Annotated in this window: 11 protein-coding genes and 1 pseudogene; 5 read left to right on the top strand and 7 right to left on the bottom strand. The window is 70.0% G+C overall.

Annotated features, from left to right (window positions below; all coding sequences use genetic code 11):
- The first annotated feature begins 198 nt into the window (after positions 1–198).
- The gene (locus tag ACIBK0_RS15320) at positions 199–429 is read left to right on the top strand and encodes a hypothetical protein (RefSeq protein ID WP_399079682.1); all 231 of its coding nucleotides are present in this window, start codon (positions 199–201) and stop codon (positions 427–429) included.
- 92 nt (positions 430–521) lie between these two features.
- Here ACIBK0_RS15320 and ACIBK0_RS15315 read toward each other — a convergent pair whose 3' ends face one another.
- On the bottom strand, positions 522–1,010 hold the full coding sequence (locus tag ACIBK0_RS15315) for a TetR/AcrR family transcriptional regulator (RefSeq protein WP_399079867.1): 489 nt from the start codon (positions 1,008–1,010) through the stop codon (positions 522–524).
- Between the two features lie 240 nt (positions 1,011–1,250).
- Between ACIBK0_RS15315 and ACIBK0_RS15310 the strand changes: the two genes are divergently transcribed.
- Entirely contained in the window at positions 1,251–2,789 is a 1,539-nt protein-coding gene (locus ACIBK0_RS15310; protein ID WP_399079680.1) for an MDR family MFS transporter, read from the top strand.
- Between the two features lie 94 nt (positions 2,790–2,883).
- On the opposite strand, the gene ACIBK0_RS15305 is transcribed toward ACIBK0_RS15310, so the two are convergent.
- Both ACIBK0_RS15305 and ACIBK0_RS15300 read right to left on the bottom strand, forming a co-directional pair.
- Entirely contained in the window at positions 2,884–3,372 is a 489-nt protein-coding gene (locus tag ACIBK0_RS15305) for an SRPBCC family protein (RefSeq protein WP_399079678.1), read from the bottom strand.
- Positions 3,373–3,531: 159 nt separating this feature from the next.
- Positions 3,532–6,321 carry an AAA family ATPase gene (locus ACIBK0_RS15300; RefSeq protein WP_399079676.1) on the bottom strand — a complete coding sequence of 930 codons (2,790 nt, stop codon included), beginning with the start codon at positions 6,319–6,321 and terminating at the stop codon, positions 3,532–3,534.
- A gap of 230 nt (positions 6,322–6,551) precedes the next feature.
- Between ACIBK0_RS15300 and ACIBK0_RS15295 the strand changes: the two genes are divergently transcribed.
- The gene (locus ACIBK0_RS15295; RefSeq protein ID WP_399079674.1) at positions 6,552–7,361 is read left to right on the top strand and encodes an FAD-binding oxidoreductase; all 810 of its coding nucleotides are present in this window, start codon (positions 6,552–6,554) and stop codon (positions 7,359–7,361) included.
- On the top strand, positions 7,358–7,954 hold the full coding sequence (locus ACIBK0_RS15290; RefSeq protein ID WP_399079672.1) for a BBE domain-containing protein: 597 nt from the start codon (positions 7,358–7,360) through the stop codon (positions 7,952–7,954). Before ACIBK0_RS15295 ends, ACIBK0_RS15290 begins: the two co-directional genes overlap by 4 nt.
- A gap of 271 nt (positions 7,955–8,225) precedes the next feature.
- On the opposite strand, the pseudogene ACIBK0_RS15285 reads toward ACIBK0_RS15290, so the two are convergent.
- A pseudogene (locus tag ACIBK0_RS15285) lies at positions 8,226–8,366 on the bottom strand (ketol-acid reductoisomerase); the annotation flags it as partial.
- A gap of 115 nt (positions 8,367–8,481) precedes the next feature.
- Positions 8,482–9,342 (bottom strand): alpha/beta fold hydrolase, encoded by an 861-nt coding sequence (locus tag ACIBK0_RS15280; RefSeq protein ID WP_399079670.1) that lies wholly within the window; start codon positions 9,340–9,342, stop codon positions 8,482–8,484.
- A 195-nt stretch (positions 9,343–9,537) separates the two neighbouring features.
- On the opposite strand from ACIBK0_RS15280, the gene msrA reads away from it, so the two are divergent.
- A complete protein-coding gene (gene msrA, locus ACIBK0_RS15275) occupies positions 9,538–10,053 on the top strand; it encodes a peptide-methionine (S)-S-oxide reductase MsrA (RefSeq protein ID WP_399079668.1) in 516 nt (171 codons plus the stop codon).
- A gap of 128 nt (positions 10,054–10,181) precedes the next feature.
- Here msrA and ACIBK0_RS15270 read toward each other — a convergent pair whose 3' ends face one another.
- Together ACIBK0_RS15270 and ACIBK0_RS15265 are read right to left on the bottom strand one after the other, a co-directional pair.
- Positions 10,182–10,940 carry a creatininase family protein gene (locus ACIBK0_RS15270; protein WP_399079666.1) on the bottom strand — a complete coding sequence of 253 codons (759 nt, stop codon included), beginning with the start codon at positions 10,938–10,940 and terminating at the stop codon, positions 10,182–10,184.
- Between the two features lie 37 nt (positions 10,941–10,977).
- A complete protein-coding gene (locus tag ACIBK0_RS15265; RefSeq protein WP_399079664.1) occupies positions 10,978–12,045 on the bottom strand; it encodes an alpha/beta fold hydrolase in 1,068 nt (355 codons plus the stop codon).
- Between the last annotated feature and the right edge of the window lie 338 nt (positions 12,046–12,383).

The following is a 12,383-nucleotide window of genomic DNA, read 5'->3' as shown; positions in this document are numbered from 1 at the left end:
AGGACCATGATGAGCCACCCCGCCCGCGCGTTCTGGCCGCGTTCGCCGGGCCACTGCGAGATACGTGACGTAGCGCTCCCGGAACCCGAGAACGTGAGGTCCTGGTGGCCCCCTGCGGTCGGGTGTCAGCCCCGCACCAGACCCGGTACGTCGTCCCCGTGAGCGCGGTGACCCCGGTGTTGGACGGCTTGCCTGCGCATGGCGCTGCGCGTCAAACCCGAGCTGACCGACACGAAGACCCACCCGGACCGGATGCCGCAGGCGGGCACTCTCGCCCAGTACATCGACTGCGCGCGGGCTGCCGCCGAGGCAGGTGTGCACGAGCTGTTCGGGGACTTCGGGCAGACACCCGCCACCCTCGCCGAGCGCGTCGACCTGGCCGGCCGCTTCCTCGAAGGAGTCCGCCACAACCGACGTGGAATGAGGTGAGAGGCGGCGGGACACACCCCTACCGCCGCCGCACAGGCTGACCGGCCCTCGGGAACACCTGGACACAGGTGTTCCCGAGGGCCTTCGGTGTGTCAGGACGTTCCGAGGCCGTTCAGCAGGGTGTCGACGACGACGTCCGCCGCCTGTGCGGGGCTCAGTTCGGGCAGCTGCCGGGACACGAGGTGCATGAGCTGGGGCAGCAGCGCGCTTGGCCATCCCTCCGGGAGACCGGGGCGCAGGAGGCCTTCGTCGGTGGCGCGTTGGAGGAAGGCGTTGACCTCGGCGACAGAGAGGTCGCGGCGGGCGTGGACGCTGTCGTCGGTGAGCATGCGGGTGAGGTCGACGGGCCAGGTGCGGTTGACGGTGATGATGTTCTCGACGTAGCGGTGCAGGGCGACGGCGACGGGTGCTTCTTGCAGTCGTGCGTCCTGGATGGCGTGCTCGATGGCCGTGAGGCGGGATTCGTAGATGGCCGCGAGGAGTTCTTCGCGGGAGGCGAAGCGTCGGTAGACGGTGCGTCGGTCCACTCCTGCCTCGGCGGCGATGCTCGCGATGCTCGTGCCGGGGTCGGCGGCGAGCATGCGTGCTCCGGTGGTCAGGACGGCTTCCAGGTTGCGCGCTGCGTCAGCTCTCACCGCACCGAGTCTAGTGGCGGAATGTGAAGCCTGAGACACCTAATGCCTCTCGAGCGTGGAATCAACTCCAGTAAGTGCTACAGTGACGTGACGAATCTAGCTAGAAGTGTCAGGCCAATGGGTCTCATCGTCTGGTGGCGGACGGCACACCGTCCTCGTGCACCTATTCCAGAAAGGCAAGTTCCGATGTCGAAGGCATACAGGTCCCCCTCGCCCAAGGCGGGCGGTGTCGCCGCGATGAGTGCGCTGATCCTGGCGGTCCTACTCGCGGCCCTGGACCAGACGATCGTCTCGACCGCGCTGCCCCGGATAGCGGAGGACCTGAACGGGTTCGACAACATCGCGTGGGTCAGTGCCGCGTATCTGCTCGCGTCAACGGCCGTGACACCGCTGTGGGGCAAGCTCGGCGACATGTTCGGCCGCAAGCGGCTCTACCTGGCCTCGACCTCGATCTTCCTGATCGCCTCGGTGGCCTGCGGCCTGGCGCAGAACCTGCCCGAGCTGATCGGCGCCCGCGTACTGCAGGGTGTGGGCGGCGGCGGCATGATCGTGCTGACCTTCGCCCTGGTCGGTGACATCGTCGCCCCGAGCGAACGCGGCCGCTACCAGGGCATGTTCGGTTCGGTCTACGGCGTCGCCAGCATCGTCGGCCCCCTGCTGGGCGGCGTCTTCACCGACCAGCTGTCCTGGCGGTGGGCCTTCCTGATCAACCTGCCCGTCGGCCTCATCGCCCTGGCCATCGCAGCGCGGACGCTGCCCGTGGCCACCCGGGGCGCCAAGGCCCGAATCGACTACCTCGGCTCCACCATCCTGGCCGCCATCGCCACCGGCCTGGTCCTGATCGCCTCCTTCGGTGAGCGCTGGGGCTGGGGCTCGCCGGCCATCGTCGGCCTGATCGTCGCCACCGTCGTACTGGCCGTGGTGCTGGTGCCGGTCGAGCGCCGCGCCGCCGCCCCGGTCCTGCCGCCGGCCATGTTCGCCTCCCGGACCGTGGTCTTCTCCTCGCTGGTCGGGTTCTTCGCCAACGCCGCGATGTTCGCCGTGCTGGTCTACCTGCCGACCTACCTTCAGATCGTCCACGGGGTCTCGGCCACTCTCTCCGGCATCCACATGCTGCCCCTGGTCGCCGGTCTGGTCGTCAGCCAGTCCCTGGCCGGACGCTGGGCCGCACACGTCGACCGGCTGCGAGCGATCCTTCTCGTGGGCCTGTTCGCCAACCTCGCCGGGCTGCTCCTGCTGGGCACCATCGGAGCGGCCACCAACACCCTCGTCCTCAGCGTCTACTTCCTGATCACCGGTGTCGGCATCGGCATGGTGCCCATGGTCGTGCTGACCACCGTCCAGAACAGCGTGCCCGCCGCCGATCTCGGCGCCGCCAGCGCCGTGGTCACCTTCGCCCGCTCCATCGGCGCGGCCTTCGGTGTCGCCGTCTTCGGCACCCTCCTCAACACCGGCTTCGCCGACCACACCCGCGGCCTGCCGACCGCCGGAGGCTTCGACGCCGCCCGCCCCGACACCATCGGCCGACTGTCCGGCGCCCTGCGCGACACCGCACTGGACGCCTTCGCCCACGCCATGGCCACCGGCTACCTCTGGATCGCCCCCACCCTCGCCGTCGGCGTCCTCCTCGCCCTCTTCCTCAAGCCGGCGCGGAAGACCGCTGAGACGGCCGGAACCCCCGACCCCGCCACCGTCACCGCGAAGGACACTGTCCCGGCCGCCTGACCCACCGGACAACGCGCCCTCGACCGGCCGACGCCCTCACCGGGCGTCGGCCGGCGGCGCCGTCGGGCGCCGGCGGGGCTTCGCATGGTGCCGACTACGCGCCGCCGCCCGCCGGGGCGCTCTCCGAGAGCCTCTTGAGCTGGGCAAGCCACAGCGCGTCCAAGCGCTGCGCCCACAGCGGGGACAACGCGCCCAGGGCCTTGGCGGCGGGACCGCGGACCACGTTCTCGGTCACCACATGGGTGCCGCCCGCGACCGCTGTGAGCAGCCAGGCCTGGTACAGCTGCACACCGGCGCCGATGCCCGACCAGCCGAGCCGGCGGTGCGGCACGTGCTCTCCCACGAAGATCTCGAACCGGTGCCCGTGGAACCACACCTCGAAGGTCCGCACGAGCGGCCCGGCTCGAACCTCGGTGACGCCCGGAACCCATTCCGGCCACCGCGTCACATCGGTGAGCAGCGCGAAGGCCGTGGCGGGCGGAGCGTGTACGACGGCCTGTGCCTGACAGAAGCTGTGGGCCTGATCGGGCGAGAAGCCCGACGGCCAGTGGATGTCCGGATGGCTGTCCGAGGCACCGACCATCCGGTTCCCCTCTCGTGGTGCAGGGTGGCATCAGGTGGGGCCACCGGAGGAGGACGGCCCGGAAGGGCATCCCCGCGTCCACTGTGGGCGCAGGCTCGGGGCCCGGCATAGGTCGAATGACTGGGGCAACGGCGAAGTCGTCGCTCTTGACCCGCCGTGTCAATCGGTGTCGTTCGTCTCGAGCCCGGAGAGCGCGTCCCGCAGCGCGGCCCGCGAGGTGATGCCCAGCTTGGGATAGATCTGGTACAGGTGCGTGCCGATGGTCCGATGCGACAGGAACAGCCTCTCGGCGATCTGCTTGTTGGTCAGTCCGGTCGCCGCCAGCGTGGCGATCTGCAATTCCTGAGCGGTCAGTGCCACAGGTCCCGGCCTGGCGGCGGTCGGCGCGGACTGGCCGCCGGCCCGCAGCTCCATCGCGGTACGCGTCACCCAGGGCTTGGCACCCAGGCGCTGGAAGGCCTCCAGCGCCTGTGCCAGCTGCTCCCGGGCCTCCGTCGTGGCACGCAGCCGCCGCAGACGTTCGCCGTGGAAGAGACGCACCCGCGCGACGTCGAAGGGCCAGCGCTCCGGGCCGGGCAGGGACAGCGCCCGCTCGAAGAGGGTGACCGCTGCCTTCCCGGGCGTGGTCAGCGCCTCGCAGGCCAGAACCAGCAGCTCCAGCCGGGGCGACAACCCGGCCATCGAGGACTCGCGCATCGCGGCCGCGTGGGCCGCGGCCTCCTTCTCCCGGCCGGTCCGGATGGCCGCCTCGACCAGGTCCATCGTGCCCCACATGGCGATCGGGACATAGGGAGCCACGGTCCCGGGCGGGCTGAGCGTGCAGGCGTGCTGGTAGGCGGTCTCGAAGTCGCCGCTGCCGAGGGCGGCCAGCACCCTGGCATGGCAGGCGAAGGACCGTGCGCCGTGGGTCCCGCGGGGCATCGCCCACCGGACGATCTCCTCGGTCAGTGCGGAGCTGGTCTCCCCGTCGCCCTGCGCCGCGGCCACGACCGCCTGGATGTACTGGAAGTACCACGCGTAGAACCGGTAGTCGTGGTCCTCGCACAGGGTGAGCCCCTCGGCCGCCAGTTGAGCGGCGTCGTCCCACCGGCCCAGGTGGAAGTAGTCCAGGCCCAGGTGCATCAGCGCGCCCAAGTGTCGGCGGACGGGCGCGGCGCCGCCGCGGCCCTGCTCCACCAGCCGACGCGTGGCCCACCGGAAGTCCCCGAGCCGGTCCACGAAGACCGAGGCGGTGCCGACGCGGATCACCCGGGTGGGGTCGTCCCCCACCGTGGCGATCAGCTCCGTCAGGCGGGGCAGCACCGCGGTACCGGTGCGCGCCGGGTCACCGAAGGTCTGGGTGATCACCCAGAGCAGCTCGGGCGGCTCGGGGGTCAGCCGGTCCACGAACGCGAACAGCGGCTCCCACAGCTTGGGGTCGCCGCCGTACCAGCACAGCAGCACCAGGAGGTGCAGAGCCTCGATGAGGGCATCGTCCGAGGCGTCGTAGCCATGGTCTCCGGACTCGATCGCTCCGACCAGCAACCGGTACGCGGTGCCCATGTCGCCGTCCCGGTTGATCAGCAGGAATGCCGACGCGGCCGCCGTGTGCAGCGACTGCTGCCCGGTGGGATGGATGAGCCGGGCCCCCGCGAGCAGGCGTGAGGCGTCCTCCAGCTCACCGCCGGAGTCCACGCCGACGTAGGCCGCCTCGGCCAGCCGGCGGCCCTCGTCGGGCGCCGAAGTGCTGAGCCCCGCGGCCCGGGTCAGCGCCGCCACCGCGCCCAGCGCGTCCCCGCGCCGCAGTCGGAGGCGCGCAGCCTCCTCCAGCAGGGCCGCGACCGTGTCGTCCGGGCCCGTCGCCGCCTCTCCCAGGTGCCAGGCGCGGCGCTCCAGCTGGTCGCTGAGCGCGTCGGCGAGCGCCTGATGGGCTCTTCTGCGGTCCGCGGCGCTCACCCGCTCCACCACCGCAGAACCGATCAGCGGATGCCGGAAGGACATCCGTCGGTTGTCGGCCGAGATCGTCACCAGCCGGTTCCGCTCCGCGGGGGCGAGGTCGTCGACGTCGGCCCGGCCGGACGCGGCAGCCTCGATCGAGGCGAGGTCACCGGTTCCGTCGAGGGCCGCGATCAGCAGCAGTTCCCGGGTGGGGTCGGGCAGAACGGCGATGCGCGAGGCGAACATGGCCTGCAGCCGCTCGCTCAGAGGCAGCACGGAGGGCACCGCCGCCAGCGTCGCGCGCTGCTCGGCGGAGAGCGCCACCGGCAGCTCCACCAGGGCGAGGGGGTTGCCGCGCGCCTCGGCCGCGATGCGGCGCCGTACCGCGGGGGAGACGTCGGGATGTGCGAGAGCGAGCAGCTCGGCCGATGAAGCGTCGTCCAGCGGCTTCAGCCGGTGCTCGGTCAGGCCGCTGGACTCGAAGAAGCTCTCGGAGCCCTCACGGGAGGCCGCGAGAAAGCCGATACGGCTGCCGACGAGCCGCCGGGCCACGAAGCCGAGCACGGCGTTGGTCGCCCGGTCCAGCCACGGCAGGTCGTCGATGACGAGCAGGAGCGGCGTCCGGACGGATATCAGCCGGAGCAGCAGCAGAGCCGCGGTGGAGGTCAGGAGGCGGTCGGGCGCCGGGCCGCCGCCGATGCCGACCGCGACCCGCAGGGCGTCGCGGTGAACGGTGTCCAGGATGTCGAAGTCGTCGAAGAGCGGTACGAGGAGCTGGTTGAGACCGGCGTAGCTGATGTCCGCCTCGAACTGCACGCCGGCCGCGCGCAGGACCCGGACGCCGTTGCGCACGGCGCCGGTCGCCACCGCGTCGAGCACGGCGGTCTTGCCCACCCCCGCCTCGCCCGCGAGCAGCAGGGCCGCCCCCTGGACCTCGGAATTGCCGAAGAAGGAGTGGATGAACGCGAGGTCCCCGTCGCGTCCGACCAGCCGTGTCGAGGTCGGGCAGACGCTCGAGTCCAGGTCATTCATCGAGCCATGCAATCACTGCACTCCAAAGGACGTCCAGATTTCGCCCTTGTGCAGCGCTCAGGGTGTGCACCACCTTCCCGACGGGGCCGGACATACAGGCAGCACACGTATTTCGTTCGTGTACCGCTTTGATGTGAACGGCGGAGGGTGTGCGGCTCGTCTCAGTGGCGTCAGGGCTCGGCGCTCGTTGGCCGTGTGTGAGTGAGGTTGTGATCAGGATGAGTGCGGACATGTTTGGTATGGCGGGTGTGAACCTGCGGCTGGAGGACGCGATGGCTCTGCGGAATACCGTGGGGGGACCGGTTCTGGAGCCGGGATCGGAGGGGTGCGAGGCGGAGTGCGCCACGTACAACCTGACCTGTGGCCTTCGGCCGGCCGTCGTGGTCGGGGCGAGCAGTGAGCTCGATGTCCGTGCGGCGGTCCGGTTCGCCGTGCGCCATGGGCTGCCGGTCGCGGTGAAGTCCGCGGCCCATCAGATGGTCTCTTCGGCCCAGGGCGGGCTGCTGATCACGGCGCAGCGGATGGGGCGCATCTCCGTCGACGCGCAGGAGCGCACCGTGCGGGTCGAGGCGGGTGTGCGCTGGAGTGATGTGCTGCCTCGCACGGCGGAGTTCGGCCTGGCCCCGATCGTGGGCTCGGCGCCGAACGTCGGCGTTGTGGGGAACACGCTGGGAGGGGGTCAGAGCCCGCTGCTGGGACGCACGCTCGGCTATGCCGCCGACCATGTGCGGTGGCTGAGCGTGGTCACGGCGGACGGAGAACTGCGCCGTGTGACGCCGCAGAGCGAACGGGACCTGTTCTGGGCATTGCTGGGCGGCAAGGGCAACTTCGGTGTGGTGACCGAGATCGAGTTCGAGGTGTTCCCGGTCGAGCGCTTCTATGGCGGAGGCCTCTACTTCGCGGGTGAGTACCTGGCCCAGGTACTGGAAGCCTGGCGTGCCTGGCTGCCGACGGTGAGGGAAGACATGACCTCGTCCATGGACATTCAGCGCCTGCCGGACACCCGGCGCTGCCCGAGCCGCTGCGCGGCGCCTTCGTGATCCATCTGCGGATCGGTTACCTGGGACCGGCAGCCGACGGGGCCGAACTGATCGCTCCGCTGCGGGCGGCCGCTCCGGTGCTGATCGACCTGGTGGGGGAGAAGCCCTTCACCTCGATCGGCGAGATCCACATGGATCCGGTGGACCCGATGCCGTACTTCGACCGCAGGGTCTGCCTGGAGGAGTTCTCCGAGAAGACGGCGCAGGCGCTCGTGGAGCTGACCGGCCCGGAGTCGGGATGCACCCTGGTGAACGTCGAGATCCGCGCGCTCGGCGGCGCCTTCGACCGCGAACCGGAGTTCCCCAACTCGGTGCCCAGCCGTGGCCTTCCGTACGTCGTCTTCGGGTTCGCCGTGGGCGCTCCGGACCAGGCGGAGAAGCTCCGGGGCGATCTGGCGCGGGTCGTGGACGGGCTGGCGCTCTGGGCGGCGGGGCGGAACATGGTCAACTTCCTCTCGCCGGACGAGGCGACCGACACCGAGGGAGTGCGCGCGGTGTACGGGGCGGAGCGCTACGACCGGCTCGCCGCTGTGAAGAGGCAGTACGACCCCGCCAACGTCTTCCGCTTCAACCACAACATCCTGCCCGCCTGACCCCGCCGGGGACACGAGTGCCCCGCCACCGCGCCGTTCGGTACGAACCGCTCCCGGTGACGGGACGTTCACCCGGCAGACGCGTGAGCGACTACCGGACGGACCCAGGACCAGGCGGCCGGACGCCCGCCCGGGTACCCCCCGGTCGCCGCGGCCAGGGGAGCCGGCACGCGAAGCAACGCCGGCACGCCCTGGTGGGGACACACACGAACGCCTGGGACGTCCGACACGGAGAAGAGGATCTGGCGTGACACCGGTCGAGCAGCAGCGTTAGCTTCAGCTCGTACAGGCACTCGAAGTACGCGATCTCCGGCTGGTAGCCGGCCTGGGTCAGCGTCTCGAAGCCGGCCTTGACGAGGGCGGCCGTACCGCCGCAGAGGACGGCCTGCTCGCCGAACACGTCGCTCTCGGTGCGAACGGCACACCTGTGGGGGTGCTGAACGGCACACCTGTGGGGTGCCGGTGAGGTGTGTGGTGTCGCCCGAGGACGGCGGGACATTGAGCCCCGCCGTCCTTCGAAGGGGGAGTCAGCGGACGGTGGCGTGGGCGGCCTGCTCGATCACGTCGGCCACCAGGTGGGGGTGGGAGACGGCGACGGAGTGGGAGGCGGCGACCTCGGTGGTGTGCGCGTGGGCGCGCTCGGCCATGAAGCGCTGGACGGCGGCGGGGATGTTGAGGTCGCGGGTGGTGACGATGTCCCAGCTGGGCTTGGTCTTCCAGGCCGCGGTGGTGGCCTTCTCCTCCAGGGCGGCCTGGGCGATGGGACGCTGTTCGGCGGCCATGAGGGCGGCCTGCGTGGCGGGGACGTCGGCGGCGAACTGGTGGCGGAACTTGTCCTGCTGGATGTACAGGTCGGTGGCGGTGGAGCCGTCGGCCTGCTGGTAGGTGACCGGGTCGAGGGCGTCGGGGAGGGTGGAGCCCGGGTACTTGTTGGTGAGCTCCAGAGCGGTCTCGCCGGGGGCGGGCAAGAAGGCGGCGACGTAGACCAGGGCCTTGACCTCGGGGTCGTTGGTGGCGGCCTCGCTGATGACGTTGCCGCCGTAGGAGTGGCCGACGAGGATCTTGGGGCCCTTGACGTGGTCGAGGACCGTGCGCAGGGCGGCGGCGTCGGAGGCCGGGCCGCGCAGCGGGTTGGCGGCGGCGACGACCGGGTAGCCGTCGGCGCGCAGTTCGGCGATGACACCGTTCCAGCTCGAGCCGTCTGCGAAGGCGCCGTGCTCCAGGACGATGGTCGGCTTGGGGTGTCTGGCGGACCCGGTGACCTCGGCGGTCTTGGTCGCGCCGTCGGCGGTGCCGCTGAGGGCGAACGCTCCGAATGCGACACCCGCCGTGACCGTAGAGAGGACACCCGTCACCAACCGCTTACGACCACCCTTGATACTCACCACGACAAACCCCTCTCAGGCATTTTCTCGGTACATGGGGCGGGCCGACCCTGCCGGCTTTCGTCACCGCCCTGACTGGTGATGAATTTGTCATGCGATACGTCACCTGTCAAGGTGGTGACGGATGATGCGGGGTTTCCGGCCGACGTGCGAGCCTGGAGCTTGCGCACGCAGACACGAACAGGAAGGTGAGGTGCCATGAGCGACACCGAGGAGAAGGCGCTGCTGGCGGGTGGCTGCTTCTGGGGCATGGAGGACCTGATCAGGGCGCTGCCCGGTGTGGTGCGCACCCGGGTGGGCTACAGCGGCGACGACGACAAGCCCGATGCCACCTATCGCGACCACGGAAAACACGCGGAGTCGATCGAGATCACCTTCGATCCCGCGGTCACCGACTACCGCACGATCCTGGAGTACTTCTTCCAGATCCACGACCCGACCACGAGGAACCGGCAGGGCAACGACATCGGTCTCAGCTACCGCTCCGCCATCTTCTACCTCGACGACGAGCAGCGCCGTACAGCGCAGGACACCATCGCGGACGTCGAGGCGTCCGGGCTGTGGCCGGGACCGGTGGTGACCGAGGTGGTGCCGGCCGGCCCGTTCTGGGAGGCCGAGCCGGAGCACCAGGACTACCTCCAGCGCTACCCGGAGGGCTACACCTGCCATTTCCCGCGCCCGAACTGGCGCCTGCCCAGGCGCAGCGAGTCCTGAACACCGGCGCGGCCGGGAAGGCGATGTCGCCTCCCGGCCGCGCGTGGGGGCCCGGATGCACACTTGTGCCGCTGCGGGCCGCCCGGCCGCCGTTCACCGCTCTCACCCCGTCGGCCGGGACTGTCGCCCTACTTCGCCCACGGGTCCCGCATGATGATGTCCGCCAGCGCCGACGCGCAGCCGGAGAGCATCCGCTCACCCTTCTCCGGGCTCGCCTCCTGGGCGTCGCCCGCGACGCCGGACTCGGTGATCCGGTCGAAGGACACGGCCATGTACACCGGCTGGGTGGACTCCGCGGGCAGTGTGATCCGCGGTCCGTGCGCCTCGCCCAGGTGCTCGATACGGATCAGCTCGGGGAAGGCGGCCATCATCATGGACGTCTCGCCCTCACACGCGTGCATGAGGCCGTCCTGGGTCTCCAGGGTCTCCCGTACCACCTCCCGTCCGATACCGAAGTAGCTGGCGAACGCGATCGGTGTCGACAGCTCCGCGGTCAACTCGGTCGTGAGGGCGTTGAGGGCGGTCATGTTCCCGCCGTGCCCGTTGACGATCAGGATGCGTGAGAAACCCACCCGGATCACGGAGCGGCAGATGTCACGCAGCAGGGCGTGCAACGTGGGCAGGCTGAGTGTCAGGGTGCCGCCGAAGGCCATGTGGTGCTCCGACAGGCCCGTCGGCACGGAAGGCGTCACCACCACGCCGAAGTGCTCGGCGGCCAGCACCGCCGCCCGGCGGCACACCTCCGCGGCCAGGAAGTCGTCCACACCGGTGGGCAGATGAGGGCCGTGCTGCTCGGTGGCCCCCACGGGCAGCAGTACCACCGCGTCCCGCGCCGCGAGGGCACGCAGCTCGGCGGCGGTCAGACGGTTCCACTCGACTTCGATCATCCGGGACTCCTCCGGTCTTGGAGATGGTCGGCGTCGCTCAGAGGTGGTCGGCGTCGACCACGGCCTGCGCGAAGGCGGTGGGCGCCTCCTGCGGCAGGTTGTGGCCGATGTCCGCGATGGTGCGGTGCTCGTACGGGCCGGTGAAGTGGCCGCGGTAGGTGGAGCCGTCGCCGGCCGGGGTGAAGGGGTCGAGGGCCGCGTCGAGGGTGACCGTGGGCACGCCGATGGAGGGCTGGGCCGCGAGCAGCTTCTCATAGCGGTCGTAGCGGTGTTCACCCTCGATGAGGCCGATGCGCCAGCGGTAGTTGTAGAGCACGATGGCGGCGTAGTCGGGGTTCTTGAAGGCCTCGGCCGTCCGCTCGTAGGTGGCGTCGTCGAAGTTCCAGTTGGGGGAGACGAGGGTCCACACGTAGCGGCACAGCGCGATGCGCTCCTTTTCGTTCTCCATGGCCTTCTTGCCGCGCTCGGTGGCGAAGTACCACTGGTACCACCAGTTGTGCTCGACGGCCGGGAGAGCCGGCTCGAGCTGCGCCTTGACCTTGGTGATGAGGTAACCGCTGGTGGAGACAAGGGCCTTGATGCGCTCGGGCCACAGGGCGGAGATGATGTCGGCGGTGCGCGAGCCCCAGTCGAAGCCCGCGAGGACGGCCTTATGGATCTTGAGGGCGTCCATCAGAGCGATGATGTCCAGCGCGATGGCGGACTGCTCGGCGGTACGGGGGGTGTGGCGGGACAGGAAACGGGTGCTGCCGTGGCCGCGCAGGTAGGGCACGATGACGCGGTAGCCCAGGTCGGCGAGGAGCGGGGCGACGTCGACGTAGCTGTGGATGTCGTACGGCCATCCGTGCAGGCAAATGACAACCGGGCCGTGGGCGGGGCCGAGCTCGGCGTAACCGATGTTCAGGAGGCCCGCCTTGACCTGCTTGATCGTCTGAAACTCGGTGTGAGTGCCCGGGGTGACGGTGGGCACGGTGGGAACAGAAGCGCCGCCCGGCTGGTGCGCGGCGGTCGAGGCCGACGCGTTGGTCTGCAGGCCGGACAGCGAGACCGCGGCCGCGCCGGTGCCCAGACCGACGGCCTTGCTGAAAGTACGCCTGTTGATCATGTGAAACCCTCCGTCGTTCGTTTCAGGTGACCTGCCCGAGCCCGGAAAACCTCCCGCTCGCATCGGCGGTACGAGGTCGCTCCGGCTCTTGGCGCGACGACACTCGCACAGCGCGCGTCACCTGTCAAACAGGTGACGCATGATGGATTCCGATGAGGACGGGCGGCGATTGGTGTTCCTTTCCAGGAAGGGACCGGCGGCACATACTCTTGCCTGCAACGGGACCGGACACATCAGTCATATGACGGTGAGAGGCGGACAGCGACACCAGGTATGCGATGCACCCTGTGTGTCGTTGGAGTCCTGACGTCTTCGCTGCGAGGGTCAGCGACGGCCGT

This window comes from Streptomyces sp. NPDC050564, from assembly GCF_044457265.1.
Classification (GTDB): Bacteria; Actinomycetota; Actinomycetes; order Streptomycetales; family Streptomycetaceae; genus Streptomyces.
This window is presented reverse-complemented; position numbering and strand designations above follow the sequence as displayed.

Bases quoted from the DNA above. Each gene is read 5' to 3' on its own strand.
- ACIBK0_RS15320 (WP_399079682.1), top strand. From the start codon at position 199: ATGGCGCTGCGCGTCAAACCCGAGCTGACCGACACGAAGACCCACCCG.
- ACIBK0_RS15315 (WP_399079867.1), bottom strand. From the start codon at position 1,010: ATGCTCGCCGCCGACCCCGGCACGAGCATCGCGAGCATCGCCGCCGAG.
- ACIBK0_RS15310 (WP_399079680.1), top strand. From the start codon at position 1,251: ATGTCGAAGGCATACAGGTCCCCCTCGCCCAAGGCGGGCGGTGTCGCC.
- ACIBK0_RS15305 (WP_399079678.1), bottom strand. From the start codon at position 3,372: ATGGTCGGTGCCTCGGACAGCCATCCGGACATCCACTGGCCGTCGGGC.
- ACIBK0_RS15300 (WP_399079676.1), bottom strand. From the start codon at position 6,321: ATGAATGACCTGGACTCGAGCGTCTGCCCGACCTCGACACGGCTGGTC.
- ACIBK0_RS15295 (WP_399079674.1), top strand. From the start codon at position 6,552: ATGTTTGGTATGGCGGGTGTGAACCTGCGGCTGGAGGACGCGATGGCT.
- msrA (WP_399079668.1), top strand. From the start codon at position 9,538: ATGAGCGACACCGAGGAGAAGGCGCTGCTGGCGGGTGGCTGCTTCTGG.
- ACIBK0_RS15270 (WP_399079666.1), bottom strand. From the start codon at position 10,940: ATGATCGAAGTCGAGTGGAACCGTCTGACCGCCGCCGAGCTGCGTGCC.
- ACIBK0_RS15265 (WP_399079664.1), bottom strand. From the start codon at position 12,045: ATGATCAACAGGCGTACTTTCAGCAAGGCCGTCGGTCTGGGCACCGGC.